This window comes from Streptomyces sp. NPDC014656 (assembly GCF_043084305.1).
Lineage (GTDB): Bacteria > Actinomycetota > Actinomycetes > Streptomycetales > Streptomycetaceae > Streptomyces.
In genome coordinates, this window is record NZ_JBIBZN010000003.1 from 240,943 (window position 1) to 258,326 (window position 17,384).

Annotated in this window: 18 protein-coding genes; 12 read left to right on the plus strand and 6 right to left on the minus strand. The window is 75.2% G+C overall.

Translation table 11 applies throughout. The annotated features are described in order from the left end of the window. Positions 1-5 precede the first annotated feature (5 nt). A complete protein-coding gene (locus ACF1ED_RS08540) occupies positions 6-758 on the minus strand; it encodes an ABC transporter ATP-binding protein (RefSeq protein WP_391757939.1) in 753 nt (250 codons plus the stop codon). Positions 759-1,173: 415 nt separating this feature from the next. Between ACF1ED_RS08540 and ACF1ED_RS08545 the strand changes: the two genes are divergently transcribed. From ACF1ED_RS08545 to ACF1ED_RS08555, 3 genes are all read left to right on the plus strand, one after another. Next, positions 1,174-1,548 carry a signal peptidase I gene (locus tag ACF1ED_RS08545; protein ID WP_391757941.1) on the plus strand — a complete coding sequence of 125 codons (375 nt, stop codon included), beginning with the start codon at positions 1,174-1,176 and terminating at the stop codon, positions 1,546-1,548. Between the two features lie 506 nt (positions 1,549-2,054). After that, on the plus strand, positions 2,055-3,455 hold the full coding sequence (locus tag ACF1ED_RS08550; protein ID WP_391757942.1) for an APC family permease: 1,401 nt from the start codon (positions 2,055-2,057) through the stop codon (positions 3,453-3,455). Between the two features lie 114 nt (positions 3,456-3,569). Next, positions 3,570-3,968: a DUF3052 domain-containing protein gene (locus ACF1ED_RS08555; RefSeq protein ID WP_391757944.1), complete on the plus strand. Its 399-nt coding sequence runs from the start codon at positions 3,570-3,572 to the stop codon at positions 3,966-3,968. A 39-nt stretch (positions 3,969-4,007) separates the two neighbouring features. On the opposite strand, the gene ACF1ED_RS08560 is transcribed toward ACF1ED_RS08555, so the two are convergent. The 3 genes from ACF1ED_RS08560 to ACF1ED_RS08570 are packed head-to-tail and all read right to left on the minus strand — an operon-like array spanning position 4,008 to position 6,250. Further along, complete coding sequence (locus tag ACF1ED_RS08560) at positions 4,008-4,529, minus strand: DUF3291 domain-containing protein (protein ID WP_391757946.1); 522 nt, start codon at positions 4,527-4,529, stop codon at positions 4,008-4,010. Between the two features lie 31 nt (positions 4,530-4,560). Further along, positions 4,561-5,280 carry a helix-turn-helix transcriptional regulator gene (locus ACF1ED_RS08565; protein WP_391757948.1) on the minus strand — a complete coding sequence of 240 codons (720 nt, stop codon included), beginning with the start codon at positions 5,278-5,280 and terminating at the stop codon, positions 4,561-4,563. 46 nt (positions 5,281-5,326) lie between these two features. Beyond that, positions 5,327-6,250 (minus strand): DUF2690 domain-containing protein, encoded by a 924-nt coding sequence (locus ACF1ED_RS08570; RefSeq protein WP_391757950.1) that lies wholly within the window; start codon positions 6,248-6,250, stop codon positions 5,327-5,329. Positions 6,251-6,557: 307 nt separating this feature from the next. Between ACF1ED_RS08570 and ACF1ED_RS08575 the strand changes: the two genes are divergently transcribed. The 3 genes from ACF1ED_RS08575 to ACF1ED_RS08585 all read left to right on the plus strand — a co-directional run bounded on the left by ACF1ED_RS08575 (position 6,558) and on the right by ACF1ED_RS08585 (position 10,120). After that, a complete protein-coding gene (locus ACF1ED_RS08575) occupies positions 6,558-7,625 on the plus strand; it encodes a peptidoglycan-binding protein (RefSeq protein WP_391757952.1) in 1,068 nt (355 codons plus the stop codon). Positions 7,626-7,833: 208 nt separating this feature from the next. Beyond that, complete coding sequence (locus ACF1ED_RS08580; RefSeq protein WP_391757954.1) at positions 7,834-9,069, plus strand: peptidoglycan-binding protein; 1,236 nt, start codon at positions 7,834-7,836, stop codon at positions 9,067-9,069. An 88-nt stretch (positions 9,070-9,157) separates the two neighbouring features. Then, positions 9,158-10,120 carry a peptidoglycan-binding protein gene (locus ACF1ED_RS08585; RefSeq protein ID WP_391757956.1) on the plus strand — a complete coding sequence of 321 codons (963 nt, stop codon included), beginning with the start codon at positions 9,158-9,160 and terminating at the stop codon, positions 10,118-10,120. A gap of 72 nt (positions 10,121-10,192) precedes the next feature. Here the strand turns inward: ACF1ED_RS08585 and ACF1ED_RS08590 are convergent, their stop codons facing one another. Beyond that, positions 10,193-10,624 (minus strand): hypothetical protein, encoded by a 432-nt coding sequence (locus ACF1ED_RS08590; protein WP_391757958.1) that lies wholly within the window; start codon positions 10,622-10,624, stop codon positions 10,193-10,195. 131 nt (positions 10,625-10,755) lie between these two features. Continuing rightward, on the minus strand, positions 10,756-11,484 hold the full coding sequence (locus ACF1ED_RS08595) for a hypothetical protein (RefSeq protein WP_391757960.1): 729 nt from the start codon (positions 11,482-11,484) through the stop codon (positions 10,756-10,758). A gap of 79 nt (positions 11,485-11,563) precedes the next feature. Here ACF1ED_RS08595 and ACF1ED_RS08600 point away from each other — a divergent pair, with 79 nt between their 5' ends. From ACF1ED_RS08600 to ACF1ED_RS08625, 6 genes are all read left to right on the plus strand, one after another. Further along, on the plus strand, positions 11,564-12,481 hold the full coding sequence (locus ACF1ED_RS08600; RefSeq protein ID WP_391757962.1) for a LysR family transcriptional regulator: 918 nt from the start codon (positions 11,564-11,566) through the stop codon (positions 12,479-12,481). Between the two features lie 137 nt (positions 12,482-12,618). After that, positions 12,619-13,896, plus strand: a complete 1,278-nt coding sequence (locus ACF1ED_RS08605; protein ID WP_391757964.1) for an alpha/beta hydrolase family protein — start codon at positions 12,619-12,621, stop codon at positions 13,894-13,896. A 1,037-nt stretch (positions 13,897-14,933) separates the two neighbouring features. Continuing rightward, positions 14,934-15,410 carry a hypothetical protein gene (locus ACF1ED_RS08610; protein ID WP_391757966.1) on the plus strand — a complete coding sequence of 159 codons (477 nt, stop codon included), beginning with the start codon at positions 14,934-14,936 and terminating at the stop codon, positions 15,408-15,410. A gap of 171 nt (positions 15,411-15,581) precedes the next feature. Then, positions 15,582-16,001 (plus strand): hypothetical protein, encoded by a 420-nt coding sequence (locus ACF1ED_RS08615; RefSeq protein WP_391757968.1) that lies wholly within the window; start codon positions 15,582-15,584, stop codon positions 15,999-16,001. Further along, positions 15,998-16,819, plus strand: a complete 822-nt coding sequence (locus tag ACF1ED_RS08620) for a hypothetical protein (RefSeq protein ID WP_391757970.1) — start codon at positions 15,998-16,000, stop codon at positions 16,817-16,819. Before ACF1ED_RS08615 ends, ACF1ED_RS08620 begins: the two co-directional genes overlap by 4 nt. 127 nt (positions 16,820-16,946) lie before the next feature. Beyond that, on the plus strand, positions 16,947-17,324 hold the full coding sequence (locus tag ACF1ED_RS08625; protein ID WP_391757972.1) for an ASCH domain-containing protein: 378 nt from the start codon (positions 16,947-16,949) through the stop codon (positions 17,322-17,324). Positions 17,325-17,384 lie beyond the last annotated feature (60 nt).

The following is a 17,384-nucleotide window of genomic DNA, read 5'->3' on the forward strand; positions in this document are numbered from 1 at the left end:
GGTGCTCACCCGCCCAGCCGGCTCAGGCGCTCGCCCACCCGCGCGGCGGTGGGCCGGTCGAGTTCGTCGACGAGCACGCCGTCGGCGAGCAGCAGCACCCGGTCCGCGTACCCGGCGGCGACCGGATCGTGGGTCACCATCACGCAGGTCTGACCCTCCCGGTCCACCCCCGCGCGCAGCAGGGCGAGGACCTCGTGGCCGGTGGCCCGGTCGAGCGCGCCGGTCGGTTCGTCGGCGAAGAGCACCCGGGGGCGGGAGACCAGCGCCCGGGCGATCGCCACCCGCTGCTGCTGTCCGCCCGACAGCTGCCCCGGCCGGTGCCGTTCGCGCCCGGCGAGCCCCACCCTGGCGAGCGCGTCGAGCACCCGTGCCCGTTCGGGCCGTTCGCCGGCCAGCCGGCCGGGGAGTTCGACGTTCTGCGCGACGGTCATCGCCGGCATCAGGTTGAACGCCTGGAACACGAACCCGACCCGGCTGCGGCGCAGTCGCGCCAGCCGCCGCTCGGGCAGCCGGGACACCTCGGTGCCGCCCCACCACACGGAGCCGCCGGTCGGTCTGTCCATCCCCGCGAGGCAGTGCAGCAGGGTCGTCTTCCCGGAGCCCGAAGGCCCCATCACCGCCGTGAAGGTCCCGGGCGCGAACGCGACCGACACCCCGTTCAGCGCCCGCACCGCGGCGGCCCCCCGCCCGTACACCCGGAGCAGTTCCTCCGCCCGCGCGGCGGTCTCCGTCCCTGGTTCCCCTGCCGTATCGATCATGCGTCCATCGTCGGCGGGAGGGGTCCGGGCGGTCGATGGTGTCCGCCCCCGGGCCGGGGGTTCGGATTTCCGAACCCCCGGCCCCGGACCCGTCGACGCCCTCGGGCAGGTGCGGGAGGTGCAGGTTCCGCCAGGTGTCCGGATAGGCGTCGACGATCTTCCGCTGGCCCTCCGAGCCCTCGGCGTGACCGGGCGGGGCGGCCGCCCGCCGGCCGCACAGCACGTGGTCCCACTCGGTGAGCTGCCAGTCGCCGTCCACGTCCAGGTGGTCGAAGCCGTGGCTGATCTCCGTGGCCAACAGGTCGGTGCCCACTCGGTCTCCTCCATGCGGAAGTCGTCGCCCGTGCCCCCGGGTTCGCGGCCGCCGCATCCCGGCCGGGGGTGCGCGCACGGCGCGCTGCTAGCGTCGCGTGCCGTGAACAGCAGCGTGTACGTGGGGAACGCGGGCGAGGACGCCGCGCTCGACGGGGGATGGCTCCTCGGGCATTTCAAGGAGGCCGGAAGTCCCCTGCGCAGCGAGGACGTGGAGGTCAAGTGGGGCGTGCATCCACGGGGTGAGGAACGCGCGCGGTGGGCGCGGGGCGAGGTGCGCACGGCCCTGCTCGTGCTCGTCAGCGGCCGCTTCCGTGTGGAACTGCCCGGGCGCAGCGTGCTCCTGGAGAAGCAGGGGGACTACGTGGTCTGGGGCCGGGGCGTCGACCACTCGTGGGTGGCGGAGGAGGACTCGGTGGTGCTGACGGTGCGCTGGCCGTCGGTTCCTGGTTACGCGGTGGTGGAGGAGCAGCAGTAGCGGTGTCTCCTTACGTCCCCTCCGTGTCGCCTCCGCACCGCCTCCGCGCGGGCGGAGGCGACACGAATGTCAGCGGCTCGCAAACGGGCGCGGACGGCTTCGTCGAAAGTCGCGGTCGTCCCCCGAGGCCATCGGCCGTGACGCCGCCGCGCGCCGCTTCGGCCGGACGGACACCGGCCTCGCACCTCTACGGAGCGCCTCCCCGCCCCGGCCGTCGCCGTGGCGGGTCGGGCCGCAGGTAAAGCGCGGTAAAACTCCTCGGGGACGGCCTGCGGTTCCCGTACGCGCCGTTCACGCCCCGTTATCGCGCCGTTGACGCCCGGCAGCCCCGCCGGCCCGGTCCTGGACGACGGATTCCGCAGCCATCAGGCCATTGACCTGCGGGTTCGCGAGGGCTTCCATTCAGCCCGGGAGCCACGGACATCACACCCCCCACTTCACCGGCCGCCTCGGAGGCGATACCGCTCCCCCTCGCGAAGACCGCACGCATCGATCGGAACCGCCTGATGACCGACACCCTCAGCGCACCACACGCCCTGGCACCCCAGACCGGCCCCGTGCCGCAGAAACTCAAGCGTTCCATCGGTGTCGTCGGCGGCACCCTCCTGACGCTCTCGTGCGTCACCCCGGCCTCGACGCTCTTCGTGGTCGTCCCCGACCTCTTCGGCAGCGTCGGCACCTTCACCGCCCTCACCATCGCGATCGGCTCGCTGCTCTGCGTCGGCGTGGCCTTCGTCTACTCCGAGCTCGGCACCCTCATCCCCAGCGCGGGCGGCGAGTACGCGATGGTCTCCACGCTGGCCGGGCGGCTCGCCGGCTGGCTGGTCTTCGTCCTGTCGCTGCTCGTGGTGATGATCGTGCCGCCGGTGATCGCCATGGGCACCGCCGACTACCTGGCGCCGCTCGTGCACGTCCCGGCCCCGCTCGCCGGTGCGGGCGTCATGCTCCTCGCGACCCTCGCCGGTCTGCTCGACCTGCGGGCCAACGCCTGGATCACCGGCGTCTTCCTCGTCCTGGAGGTCATCGCGGCCGGTGTCGTCGCGGTCCTCGGCTTCACCCACTCGCAGCGCGGCGCCGGCGCCCTGCTCCACGGCCAGGTGGCGGGCGAGGACGGCGCCCATTCGCTGGTGACCGCCGCGCTCGTCGTCTCCGGCCTCGCCATCGCGCTCTTCATCACCCAGGGCTTCTCGACGGCCGTCTACCTCTCCGAGGAGCTGGAGAACCCGCGTCGGAGCGTCGCCCGCACGGTGCTCGCCACCCTCGCCATCTCGACCGCCGTCATCCTCGTGCCCGTCATCGCCATCACCCTCGGCGCCGACGACCTGACGGCGCTGACCGGCGGCGACCTCAGCGGCATGATCACCGCCTGGTCCAACTCCGCCGTCGGCACCTTCATCAGCCTCTGCGTAGCGCTCGCGATCATCAACGCCGGCATCGTGATGGTCATCCAGAACTCCCGCGTGCTGTTCGCCTCCGCCCGGGACAAGGCGTGGCCCGAGCCGGTCAACAACGCCCTGTCCCGCCTCGGCCGCTTCGGCTCCCCGTGGGTGGCCACCCTGGTCGTGGGCGTCCCCGGCGCGGCCCTCTGCTTCGTCAACCTCGACACCCTCTACGGCGTCACCGGCGTCTCCGTCACCGGCATGTACCTGCTCGTCTCCGTGGCGGCCCTCTTCAGCCGGCGCGGCGCACACCGCGAGGTCGCGGCCTGGCGGATGCCGCTGTGGCCGGCGATCCCGGTCGTGCTCATCGTCGTCCTCCTCTACGTCCTGTCCATGCAGGACACCGAGTACCTGCTGTGGACCGGCGGCATCACGGCGGTCGCCACCCTGTACTGGGCGCTCTACCTGCGCCCGCGCAAGGAGACCCGCTGGCTGGTCAGCGTCCCCGAGGACGAGCAGCACGCCTGACGGACGGCCAGAACCTCGGGCCCGCGAGCGGCGCGTCCTGTCCGACGGCGGCGTCCGTCCCGTAGCCTCCTTCGGCCCCGCGCGTGGTGCGCGGGGCCGAAGGAGGCGAAGCGGATGACGGCGGCGTACGCGGACCGGATGGCACTCCGGACGGGGCAGGCGGTACGGGAGATCGGCTGGGACGAGGACACGGACCAGGCGATACGGGACGACGTCCGGCGCGCCACGGGCGACGAACCGCTGGACGAGGACTCCAAGGTGCGGGCGGACGCCGTCCTGTACTGGTGGCGCGAGGGCGACGGTGACCTCGCGAGCGAGCTGGAGACCGCCGTCGGGCCGCTGTCCGACGAGGGCGTGATCTGGGTGCTCACCCCGAAGCCGCGGCGGCCCGGCCACACCCCCGCCCCCGACATCACCGAGGCCGCCCACGAGGCGGGCCTCCACCACGCGGCCGACGCCGACCTCGGCGCCTGGACCGGACACCGGCTCGTCCGGCGGCCCGCCGTCCCGTAAGGCTTCGCACGGCCCCGGGGCCCCTCCGCGGAACCGCGTTCAGTCGCGCGGCGCGGCCTGGAGGTGCGGGGCGGCCTGGAGGTGCGGGGCGGCCTCGGCCGCGGTGTAGGAGGAGGTGAAGGTGAAGGCGCGCGGCGACGGCCCGTGCGCGCGCAGGTCCGCCAGCCGCTCCAGGGACTCGGCGACGGTCGGGACGTGACCGGCGGGGACCCACCACAGCACCAGGTGCGCCTCGACGTGCCGCGCGAACCAGTCGCGGCGCCGGCGCATCACCTCCAGGTGCCCGCTGCGGTAGGTGAAGTCCCACAGGGCCTCCTGGTTCTCCCACACGCTGAGGTTGACGATGACGTCCTCCCCCGCCGGGCGCAGGCCGGTGGCGTCGGGCGTCCCTTCCCCCACGAGCCGCCACACGAAGCCGGGCGTGCCGTCGGCGGCCGCGTTGACCGGGTCGAGCATCTCGACGAACGGTGCCATGCGGGGGTCGTCGAGGGGGAAGCGGAGCGTGGCCACGTTGAGCTGGGCGAGGTGGGCGGGCGGCGCGGAGGGCACGGGTGAGGTCATGACCTCATCCCAGCACGGCCCCTTTTCTATGTCAATGAAGGTTGTTTTTAGAAGGTTCGACCACCACGCAGCACTCCCCCGGCCGGGCGTCCATGCGGGCACGGACGGGCCCGTCCGTGCCGAGCAGCCCCTCCAGGAGCGCGAGGTTCATGCCGCAGACGAGGGGCGGGAAACGCTCGGCGACGGCGTGGAAGGGGCAGTTGCGCATCCGGAGGACGCTCGCGCCCGCCCCCTCCGGACCGCCGGACTCCGCCTCGCCCTCCCCGGCCCCGCCGGTGGCCCCGGTCCCTTCGAGGTGCGGTTCGTAGCCCCGGGCCGCCAGCACCGCCATGGCCTCCTCGATGCCGCCGCAGGGCGCGGCCGAGCCGCGCAGGACCTCGCCCCGGCTCCGCGCGGCCGCGCGGAGCCCGGCGTCCAGCCCGGCCAGTTCGGCGGCCTCCGCGAGCAGTTCGGCGGCGGTGCGGTAGTCCCGGGCGGGCAGCGAGACCGACCGCTCGCCCCGCGCCCGCGTGTACACCTTGGCGGGACGGCCCGCCCCCGGACCCGAACGGCCCGTCAGGCGGCGGCTGCCGCTCTCCAGCAGCCCCGCCTCCGTCAGCCGGTCCAGATGGTGCGCGGCGAGCGTGCGCGCCACGCCGGCCGCTTCGGCCGCCTCGTTGCGCCCGACCTCGCGGCCCTGCGCCGCCACGTACTCGTACAGACGGCGGCGTACCGGATCCTGCAGCACCGCGATCGCGTCGATGTCCTCCATCGGACCATTCTAATGACAATGGCGATGGGAGATAGAAAGGCGCGGATCAGCTCCGGGGGTCCGTCGGGATCGTCGCGCAGACCGAACGGGCGGCGAGCACCGCGCAGGCCATCACGTCCTCGGGGCGGGCGGCCGGAAGCATCGTCGTGTGGGCGTCACGCCCGCTGATCTGCGTGTACTCGCGCTTGCGCCCCGCCCGGTCGCCGATCCGGGCGACATCCCCCTGCGTGGTGTTGCTGATCTTGGTCCAGGCCGCGCCGCACTTCGCGCTGTAGCGGAGCTCGACGCCGATCACGGGGTCGGTGTCGACGAACGCCGTCACCGCGTCCGTGCGGCAGACGGTGTGGTTGGGCTCCAGACCGAAGCACTTCTCGCCCTCGCAGGGGGCGAGCCCGGCCGTCGGACGCCGCGAGCCGGCCTGAGGGACCGCGGCACCGGTGGCCCGGGAGGCCCCGTGCGCGCCCTCGTCCGCGCCCGGGGCCCGGTCCCGGCTCCCGTCCCCGCCTCCGCCTCCGCCTCCGTCCCAGGGGCCGGTGAGCCACAGCGCACCGGACACGACGAGAGCGAGGACCGCGGCCACCGCGGCGTACGCGGGAGCGCGGCGCGACCGGCCGACCGGGGCCCCGGCTTCCGGGACCGGCGCCAAGGCCGGGGCCGGGGCCGGGTCGGGGGCCGGGGCCGGGTCCTGCGGGGCGGTCGTCGCCCGGAGCCGCTGCTGCGCCGCGCGTTCGCGCGTGGCGCGCTCCCACAGGTCGAGGGCGACGGGCAGGTCCTCCGGCGGGCGTCCGAGGATCGCGTGGAGTGCCCGGACCACGTCCTCGCGGGCGATCTGCGGCTTCGACGGGTCCAGGTAGCGCGACAGGGTCGCCTGCGTGATCTCGATGCCGCGGAGCTTGAGCTGGGCGACGAGCGCGTCCTGTTTCCGCACCGCCGGCTCGCTCCGCCACCACTGCCGCAACAGCGTGGACAACGCGGCGCCCTCATTCACCTGATCGGGGTGTCCCACCGGTTCCTCCCTCTGTCGCCCTATGCGTGCATGGCCACGAAACAGCAGGTCAGGGCCGTGTATTGACCGTGGATCAGCGGTGTATGGGACGACCCCGAGCGCAGGGTAGAGGATCACCGGCCCCGGGGTGCAAGCTGCGGTCAGCGGTCGGCGACAGAGCCACCGCCCCCCCTCACTCCCCCGCCCCCACGGGCCGCACCGCCGTGCCACGGCGTGCCTTTCCGTGCCCCGGTGCGCGGGAGCGGGGGGCCATGACGCCGAGGAGCATCCCGTGATCCTGTCCCGTTCCCTCTCCCGCGCTCTCTCCCGCGCCGTCGTGACCGCGGCGCTCACCGGAGCGGTGCTCGCCCCCGCGGCGGCCGTCCCCTCCTTCGCGGACACGGCCTCCGCCTCCCGAGCCACGGCCGGCACGGCCGGCACGGCCGGCCCCGGCGCCGCGCGGGCCACGACCGTCGCCGCCTCGTGGCCGGCGCTCCGGCAGGGGTCGCGGGGCGTGGACGTCTCCACCGCGCAGGACCTGCTGGCCGCGGCCGGCCACCCGGTGGGCGCGGACGGCACGTTCGGGCCGGCGACGACCCGCGCCGTGAAGGGCTTCCAGAAGTCCCGCCGGCTGACCGCCGACGGCGTCGTCGGCCCGCGCACCTGGACCGCCCTCGCCGTCACCCTGCGGCCCGGCGCCGAGGGCCGGGCGGTGAAGGCGCTCCAGCGGCAGCTCGTCCAGGAGGGCCACCGGCTCGCGGTGGACAGCGTGTTCGGCGCGGGCACCGGCTCGGCGGTCCGGGCGGCCCAGCGGGCCCGCGGCCTGTCCGCCGACGGGGTCGCGGGAGCGCGCACCTGGGCGGCGCTGCTCGCCGCTCCCGGCTCCCCGGCGCCCGGGCGGCCCTCCGGCGACCCCTCCGCGCTGCGGAAGCGGATCGTGGCCACGGCCCGGGGCCAGGTCGGCGTCGCCGAGCCGTCCGGCTGCCGCACGTACCTGCGGGACTGCGCGCGTACGGCCTGGTGCGCGGCGTTCGTCTCCTGGACCTGGCGCAAGGCCGGAGTGCCGTCGGCGGCCGTGCCGAAGACGCTCGTGGCGCGGGAGGTCGGACTGTGGGGCCAGCGCAACGGCCTCTTCCACCGCACCCACCCGAAGCCGGGCGACATCGTCGTGTGGGGCGCGCCCGCCGCCCGGACCGGCGGCCACGTGGGGATCGTCGTCGCCGTCCACGCCGACGGGCGCGTCGACACGGTCGACGGCAACTACGGGGACAAGGTCGCCCTCCGCAAGAACATCGACCCCCGCACGGCGAGGACCCGCTCGCACGCCGTCTCCGGCTACGTCAGCCCGCGCGGCGCCTGACGTCCCGGCCGCCGCTCCCGCCGGGCCCGGCCATCCGGCGCATCCGGGCTCTCCGGCGGGGCCCGGCTCTCCGGCGCGGCTCGTTCATCCGGCGCATCCCAGTTCTCCGGCCGGGCCTGGTTCTCCGGCCCGGCCGGGCCGGAGCGACCGGCCCTGCGGCTCGCCCCTCCCCTCGTTTTCCGCCGCCACCTCACGACAAGGAGCCGTCATGCGCACGTCCCGTCTCACCGCGGCCGGTCTCGCCCTCGTGGGCGCCCTGACCGCCGCCGTACACCTGGTCCCGGCCGCCCGGCCGGCCGTGGCCGCCGAGCCGTCCTCGTACCGGATCACCGGCGTGGACACGAGCCACTACAACCACGCCGCCCCGGGCGGGGGCGAGACCGCCCGGATCGACTGGCGGAAGGTCGCCGCCTCGGAGTCGTTCGCGTTCCTCAAGGCCACGCAGCACACCACCGGCAAGGACGCCTGGTTCGCCGCCGACTGGAAGGCCGTCTCGGCCACGTCTCTGGCCCGCGCTCCGTACCACTTCTTCGACCCGCGCGGCCCCCGCGACGGGGTCGCGCAGGCCGAGCACTTCGTCCGCACCGTGCGGGCGGCCGGTTACACAGGTGCGCGGCCGGGCGAGCTGCCACCGGTCCTGGACGTCGAGAAGGTCCGGCGCGACGGCAAGGAGGTGTGCCCGCCGGCGCTGCGCGCCGACCAGGTCCAGGCGTTCCTGCGCCGTGTCCGGGCCGAGTTCCGGGTGACGCCGATCGTGTACACCCGCGCCTCCTTCGTACGGGAGTGCATGAACGGCGACGGCCGCGTCTTCGCCGGCCACCCGCTCTGGCTGGCCCGGTACGGCAGCGGCGCGGGGGAACCGCAGCCGGTGCCGGGCGCGGCGCCCCGGTGGACGTTCTGGCAGCACACGGAGACCGGGCGGGTGCCCGGCATCCCGACGGCCGTCGACCGCGACGTGTACGCGGGCACCCGCGCCCAGCTCCGCGCCCTGGCCCACCTGCCGGCCGGCACCCCGACGCCGGCTCCGCTTCCGGTCCCGGCTCCCCCGGCCGACTGGCCGACGGTCCGGACCGGCCAGCGGGGCCCGGACGTGCGCACCGCCCAGACCCTGCTGGGGATCCGCGACGACGGCCGCTACGGCCCGGACACCACCCGCGCGGTACGGGACTTCCAGCGCGGCCACCGGCTGCGGGCCGACGGCGTGGTGGGCCCCCGCACCTGGACGGCCCTGGTCCGGACGGTACGCACCGGGGACAGCGGCGCGGCGGTGCGCGCCGTCCAGCACCAACTGGCCGCCTGCGGGCACCGGGTGACGGCGGACGGCCGTTTCGGCCCGGACACCGCCCGTGCCGTACGGGACTTCCAGCGCGGCCACCGGCTGACGCCGGACGGGGCGGCGGGCCCCACGACCTGGCGGGCGCTGCTGACGGCGTCCCGAGGATGACCCGCCCCTCCCTTCCCCCTCTCCCTCTCCCTCCCCCTCCCCTTCTCCCTCTCTCTCCTCACCGGCAACGACCCAAGGAGCACCCGCCATGACCACGACGTCCCCCTTCTCTGCCCGCTGGACCCGCCTCGCGGCCGGCGTCGCGACGGCCGCGGCCGTCATCCTCGGCGCCGCCGAGGCCGCACCCGCCACCGCGGCGCCCACGGCCTCCACCGCCGGCTCCGCGACCACCGCCACGGCCTCCGTCTCCGCCACGTACACGCCCGCCCAGGCGAAGGCCAAGCTCCGCGCGGCCGGCATCACCTGGCGCTCCAGCAAGAACTGCGAGGACAAGAACCGGAACGGCTGCACCAGCTTCCAGGGCATCCGCAGGACGACCGTCGACGGCGTCATCGCCCTGCGGCGTGCCAGCCGCTGCCCGATCGTCATCACCGGCGCCGCGGAGATCCCGCCGCACAAGACCACGGGCACGTACACGCACGGCAAGGGCTACAAGGTGGACATCGCCCTGAACCCCTGCGTCAACCGCCACGTCCCGCGGCACGCCCGCAAGATCGGTTCCGCCACGTGGGCGGCCGGCAGCGTCGAGTACCTCCGGGAGAGCAACCACTGGGACATCACGTACAAGGGCAGCGGCTCCGGCTCGACCGCCCCGGCCGCCCGGACCTGGCCCACGCTCCGCTCCGGCGCGCGCGGGCACGCCGTCACCACCGCCCAGCAGCTGCTGCGGATCGGTGCCGACGGGCGGTACGGCCCCGCCACCGTCCGGGCGGTGAGGACCTTCCAGCGCAAGCACCACCTCACCGCCGACGGGGTCCTCGGCCCCGCCACCTGGCAGCGCCTCGCCCCCACGCTCCGCTCCGGCTCGCGCGGCGACGCGGTCAAGGCCCTCCAGACCCAGCTGCGCCGCCACGGCGCCCGGATCGCCACGGACGGCGGATACGGCAACGCGACGGCCGGCGCCGTCCGCGCCTTCCAGCGCAAGCACCGCCTGACCGCCGACGGCATCGCCGGCCCCGCCACCTGGCAGCGCCTCCTCGCCGCCAACTGACCCCGGACGCCCGTCCCGTGGGCCCCGGCCGCCTGGGCGGCCGGGGCCCACGGGTTCCCGCGCCCGGGCCCGTCAGGCCCGGAAGTCGTGGTCCGTCAGGTCGACGGCGATCGAGTGGCCGAGGTTGTTGAAGAAGCGGGCGGTCGTGCCCTGGACCTCCACCCTCTCGAACGGGTTGGAGTCGCTCATCGGCACCACCCACACGAGCCGCCGCTCGGCGTCCAGCCGTGCGACGAACCCCTGGGAGCCGTGCGGGCCGTCGCCCCCGCACACGTACCCGGAGCCGTCGGGGAGGGCGGCGACGCATTCCGGGTGGATGTCGTAGTCGGTGACGCCTTCCGGATCCCCGGCGAGCGACGCGTCCGGGTCGAACGGGTCCCCTAGGGCGAAGCGCGACAGCCCGGCGGAGTCCACTTCCACGTCCCGCGCCGTACCGTCCGCCCGGTACAGCCCTTCGCGCGCCGGCACCAGGCCGGCCTCCCACAGCGCAGTGATCCGGCTCATGCCCCGAGCGTGCCAGACGCGCGCCACAGGCCGGCCGTCAGGGGAAGGACGGGCGGAGGTCAGGGAGAGGGGTGTCAGGAAGAGGTCAGGGAGATGTGTCAGGGAGAGGTCAGGCGGAGAACAGGCCGCCGTCAGGCGGAGGTCATCGCCGCCACGAGCCGTGCGAAGTCCGCGCGCTCACGGCCGGTCAGCTCCGCGTAGAGGGGCAGCTGCAGCTCGTCGGTGAGCCGCTCCGCGTGTTCGCGCCGCGCGATCTGGGCCGGGTCCGCGGGGTGTGGGTCCTGCCAGCCGTAGTGGGCCGCCCGCTCGGCACCCAGGTTGGCGACCATGGCCGTCCGGGCGCTCAGACCGCTCGCACGGACCGCGACCAGGTGGCAGGCGCCGCGGTGTTCGCGCAGGACGTGGACGCGCTGCATGGCCGCGCCGGCCGGGTCGTCATCGGGGCACGGCTGGGCGCGCCAGGCGGCGAACAGGGGCAGGGCGTCCGCGTCGGCGGCGTCGATCAGCCGCCGCGCCAGGTGGTTGAAGTGCTCCACGTCGGCGTCGGCGGGGACGTGCGCCCGTCCCCACGCACGGACGGCCCGCGCGTAGCAGGCGGCCGCGTCCTCCGCCGGCATCACGGGCCGTCCCTCCAGCCAGCCCGTCGTCACCAGCCGGGGGCCGAGGAAGCCCTGCACCGCCTGGACGACCGCGACCGGCACCTCGCCGAGCACTCCGAAGCGTCCGCGGCAGTAGAAGCCGCGGCCCGGGGAGAAGCCGGCGCGCAGGCCGATCCCGGCCGTCGCCCCGTCGGACATGAACTCGTCGCCGAAGTCGTGGAGGGGCCGGGCGACCGCGGCGACGCACTGGGGAATTTCCATGCCCCGAAGGTCGCCCACCCCGACTCGACAGGTCAAGGGGCTCTTTCCTGACACGACCCTTTAGCTAATCTATCGAGTCATGCTCGACGTACGCCGTCTCCAGACGCTCCGGACCGTCGCCGCCCGGGGCTCCCTCACCGCGGCCGCCCACTCCCTGGGGCTGACCGCCGGTGCCGTGTCCCAGCAGCTCGCCGCCCTGAGGAACGACGTGGGAGTCGATCTGCTGCGCCCCGACGGGCGGACCGTCGCGCTGACGGAGGCCGGTCGCGTCCTGCTCGCTCACGCCGACCGGATCGTCGCAGCCGTGGAGGAGGCGGAGAGCGCCGTCGCGGCGGTCAAGGACACGGTGGGCGCCACCGCCACCCTCGCCGCCCTGCCCTCCACCGTGACCAGGATCGTCGCCCCCGCGCTCGCCGCACTCGGCGCGCGCCACCCGCGGCTCGCCCTGACCTGTCTCCTCACCGACCAGGCACAGCTCCAGGAACTCACCCTCGGCACCGTCGACGTGGTGCTGGGACAGCGCTACCACCACCTGCCGGACACCACGCCCCGCGCCGTCGACGTCTCGCCCCTGGTCGACGACCCGCTGCTCGTCGTCACCGCCGCCGGCGGGGGTGACGGCCGGCCGGTCGCGCTGCGGGACCTGGCCGCGCGCGACCTCGCCGTACCGCCCCCGGCCACGGACTGCGGACAGGCCGTCCTCCAGGCCTGCCGGCAGGCCGGCTTCACCCCCACCACCCGGTACGTCACCGCCGACATCACCGCCCAGCTCACCCTCGCGCGCGCCGGCCTCGCCACCGCGCTCGTCCCCCGGACCGCCATCGACCCGACGATGCCCGGCATCCGTACGGCTCCGCTCGCGGACCACCCGGTCCGGCGCCTCCTGTTCGCCGCGACCCGGCGGACCGCCCACGCGGACCCGACGACCGGCGCCGTCGTCGCGGCGCTGCGCGCGGCCGCCCGCGAACTGCCCGCCGAAGCACAGGAGTCGAGATGAAGCGGGCGACGCGTGCGAGGCGGACAAGGAGGACGGCGCGGCCGACGCGGGCGTAAGACCCAGGTCGTACGGCTCCGGTGGCGATTGCGCCCGTGGGTGGAGGCGGAGCACGGCACCGGGACCGTAGCGTCGTCGGCATGAACAAGCTGACCCGGGCGGCAGCCGCCGCCCTCCTCGCCTGCGCGGTCGCGTTACCGGCGGCCGCCACCGCCACAGCGGCCACGACCTCGGCCCCGTCCCCGTCCCCGGCCCCGTTTTCCGCAGCCACCGCAGCCACCGCGGCCGCCGCCTCCGCAGCCACCACCCCCACCGCCGCCTCCGTCCCGGACCGGCCGGCCGACCGGCTCGCCCTGCGGCTGCCGGCGCCCACCGGGCCGTACGGGGTGGGGAGTTCCGTCCTCCACCTCGTGGACCGCTCCCGCACCGACCCCTGGGTGCCCGAGGCCGACGGCCGGGAGGTCATGGTCACCCTGCACTACCCCGCGGCCCGGCCCGCGACCGCCCCGCACACGCCGGGCCGCCCCGCCCCGTACTCCACCCGGGAGGAGGCGCGGCTGCTGCTGGAGGCCATCCAGGTCGACGACCCCGCGTCGGTACGGGAATTGGCCCGGATCCCCACGCACAGCGCGGTCGACGTGCGCCCCGCGGCGGGGCGGCATCCCCTGGTGGTGCTCTCGCCCGGGTTCGGCATGCCGCGGTTCACCCTCACCGGCCTCGCCGTGGACCTCGCCTCCCGGGGCTACGTCGTCGCTTCGCTCGACCACGCCTACGAGTCGTCGGGTACGTCGGTGCCGGGCGGGCCCGCTCTGACCTGCGTCGCCTGCACCGTGATGGAGGAGAGCGGCTGGTCCAAGGGTGCGCTGGTGACCGGCACCCGCGCGGCCGACACCCGGTTCGTCCTGGACCGGCTGACGGGCCCCCGGGCCGCCTGGCGGTTCGCGTCCTCGATCGACCGGACGCGGATCGGGATGGCGGGCCACTCGGTAGGCGGCGCGAGCGCCATCACCGCCATGGCCGCCGACGGGCGCATCGACGCCGGAGTGAACATGGACGGCTCGTTCTGGGACGCGCCGCCCTCCGACCGGCTCGGGGGACGTCCGTTCCTGCTGCTGGGCACCGACGCGTACCACCGGCCGAACGGCGAAGACACGTCGTGGGACACCACGTGGGCGGCGCTCGGCGGGGAGCGGCGCTGGCTGACGGTCGACGGTGCCGAGCACCTCGACTTCTCCGACGCGCCCGTCCTCCTCGGCCACTTCGGGGTGCCCGGCGGAGCGCTCCCGGCCGAGCGCGCGATCGCCCTCACCCGCACGTACGTCGCCGCCTTCTTCGACGAGCACCTGCGAGGTGAGGACCAGCCCCTGCTCGACGGCCCGGACCCGGCCCACCCCGAGATCCGGTTCCACCGCCCCTGATCCGAGGACCGGCGCGCGCCCCCTCCGTCGCCCGGACGCCCGCAGCCGTAGGATCCACAGGCTGCTCGCCTCCCCACCGAGGACACGAAGGACGCGGAGGGGAGGGCACGGAGGGGAGGGCACGGGGGCGCGGGGGGCGCGGGGGGCGCGGGAGCATTCGCAACACGCCCAGCAGGCACGTCAAACGGGGAACGAGCACGTGAGCGGAACCAGAGGGGCGACCGAGGTCCGGGCCACATCGCGCGGCGGCGCGCCGAGGGCCTTCTTCCAGGGCACGGCGGGGAGTTCCCGCGCCGGCGGGGCCGAGCGCGTGGAGGACGGACTCATCGCGGGGAGGCGACCGGTACGGACGGTGCTCGGCCTGGTGGCCGCAATCTGGCTGGTGGCGGCCTGTCACCTGACCGGCGGCAAGGAGGAGGCCGTCCTGGGCAAGCTCGTCGAACCGGGCCGCGTGTGCGCCGTCCTGGCGGTCGGCAGCGTCATCGGCATCACCGCCTTCCTCGCCGCGAGTGCCCGGGAGAGGCGCCGTGACTTCGCGGCGCGCCCGCACGGGCCGGTCCTCACGGCCCTGGCACTCGCTCCCGGCCCCCTCGCCCTGTGGGTGGGCGTCCTTCACGACGCTCCGGGGCGGTCTCGTCAGCGGTGCGGACCTGAAGGGCTTCTTCTCCGCGACCACCGGCACCGAGATCATCTCCACGGTCCTGACGTTCCTGGTCCCGGCGTTCCTGGCCCTGGCGTTCCTGGCCCTGGCCCTCGACCGGCCGGCCGCCTCGCCGTACCGCTCTGCTCGGTCCCGTACACCCCCGTCGCCACGTACGTCCGCGTCTTCACGTGCTCCCGGGCCCCGGACGTGCACCAGCCGCCCCCGGAGGCGCTGTACGCCTTCATGCCCGGCGGCCCCCACTCGGTGACCGCCCTCTCGGCCCGGGAGGTACGCCGCCCGCGCGGCCGTCACGGCATCACCCTGCGCGTGGCGCTGGGCCGCCGAACCTTCACGACCGGACCCGGACGCGGCACACCGCCAGGAGGGGATCACATTGGAACGACGGAAGCTGATCGGGATCGGCGCCGCGCTGGCGGCCCTGCCCGCCTGGTGGGCGCTGTGGCCCTCGGCGGACGGGACGGAGAACGGGGCGGGGCACGGCTGGCACACCGACACCGCCCCACTGGAGCGGGCGTTCCCGCGACTGGGCCCGCTCACCGACGCGAAGTGGGTGAGCAGCCGGGACAACGACCGGGACCTCCCCTCCCCGGAGCTGGTGATCTCCGGCTACGCCCGTCTCGCACCGGGCAGGCTCGCCGAACTGACGGCGGCCCACGCCTTCACCTCCGAAGGGCCGGCGAAGGACTTCTCCTCGTGGTTCGAGAAGCCGCTCGAAGGCGAGGGACCGGAACAGCCCCGGTGGATCCGGTCGCGGGAGCTCGACCGCGAGGGCGCCGGGCACCGCACGGCCCTGTGGTTCGACCGCGACAGCGACACGGTCCGCTTCTGGGCGCTCGATCCCTACTCCTGACGCGCCCTTCGGCTTCCGGGCCGCCGTGCCGCCGGGCGGCCGCGTCCACTGGGCGGGACCAGCGAAGACCCCCGACAGCGCGGCACCCTCTCGGCACCCTCTCGGCACGCGCCGCGAGTACGGCGCGAGTACGGCGCGGCGTCTGTCAGAGCCGGGTGACAGGCTGGGCGCGTGCTGATCGAGGGATACGAGGACGCTCCGCTCGTCCGCCTGCTGCTCCTGCCCCCGGTTCTCGGCGACAGCGGCCTGCCCGGCGACGCGGCCGCCCTCATCGGTGCCGCGCTCGTCCGGACGGGCGTCTCGGGGGAGGCCGCCCCCGGGCCGGCCGACGCCCTCCTCCAGGACCCTCCGCCGCGGGTGGCGGCCGAACGGGGCCTTCCCTCCCCCTCCCCGCTCTCCGGCGCCGAGCAGCGCTCCTCCGGCATCCCGCGCTGCGACCGGCCCGGCGGGCCCCGGTGCGGAAGGGGTCTCGTCCGGGGAATCGGCCACGGACACACCGCCCGTCCGGCCCGGTCCCCCGGTACCCTTCCCGCGCCACGGTCATCCGCTCCGGCCGGCGCCCGCACCCGTGAGGACGGGGACGCCGCATGAGTACGCGCCTCTATCTGAACAGCTCCCGGGAGCCCCGGACGCCTGACGGTTCGTCCGGCGAACGGGCCGGCTTCTTCGACGGGGCGATGGAACTGGAGGCCAAGAACTGGCCGCCGTTGCTGTGGTGGGCGATGTTCGGCTCCGGCGACCTTATGGAGGCGAGGATCGCCGACACCGAGGACGCCGGCAGCGTCGAGCACGAGGAGCTGCTCGACGAATGGGGCGAGGCGACCTACCCGTACCTGGTGGTCGACCGGCGGACGGCACTGGCTCGGCTGGAGGGTCGGAGGGAGGGACTGCTGGACCGGATCGGCCCGCGCTTCTCGCCTCTCTACGAGGAGTTCGTCGCGCTCGTGGACGCCCGGTTCGCTCCCTATGTGCTGCTGAGGACCGAGGCGCTGGCCGGCGACCGTGAAGGCGGCGTCCGCCTGCTCTTCGAGGAGACCCTGGCCGACCTGGAACGCCTGGACGCCGGCCGGGCCCTGCCGGCCGGCGGGCGGGTGGACGGCCTGATCCGTGACTTCCTGCGGTGGCGGCACACGGACCCGGTACGGCTGCTGTCGGGCGTCGGGGACGGCTGGCCGAGCGAGGAGCTGCGGGAGCGCTGCTCCGGCGCCGCCCCGAGGCGGCCGTCCCGCGAGGGCGCTGGGCGGCCCTCCCCCACGGGCGGGGCGCGGGGCCTGCTGGCCGGCCTCTGCGGGATCGCTGCCCTCTGCGGGGCCGGTGCGTACGGGCTCACCGGGAGTGCCTGGCCGATCGTCGTCGCGTGCGGAGGGCTCCTGGCCGCGGTGGCGGCGGCGTACGCCCGGCGGCGGTGAGCGCGGCCGCGGACCACCCGACCCGAGCCTCCCTGTGGGCCGCGCATATGATCACCTGGGTGTCGCCCGTCGGGGGACGGGCCCTATCGAGCGGGGTGACGGGACGATGTGGCCTCGGGTCGACGGGATGCGCGCACTGGAGCTGGGCTCCCCGGGTGCGGTGCGGGACGAGCTCAACTCCCTGGTCCTGGCCGGCGTCAAAACCGCCACGACCGGCCTGCTGGACGAGTACGCCCGGGAGGCCGAGGGGCTCGAGTACGTCGGCGAGCGGCAGGCCCTGCTGGACAACGGGGGCCGGCGGGTCGCCACCCTGGTGTTCACCGGCGTGGAGGTGAAGGCCTTCGGCGAGGTCACCTGGGAACACGCCCGTGCCGAAGGCGAAGGCGACGCGTCCCTTCATGCCTGGCGTGATGTCCACCGGCGCTTCTGGGCCGGGGAGGGCACGCCCGTCGACGACGACACCGTGGTCGTCTGCCTCGCCTTCCGAGTGGTGGAGGACGGCTGATCGCCGCCGGCGGGATCCGCGCCCGGTGCGGCCCGCCGCCCGTTCGCCCACCTGCTCGCC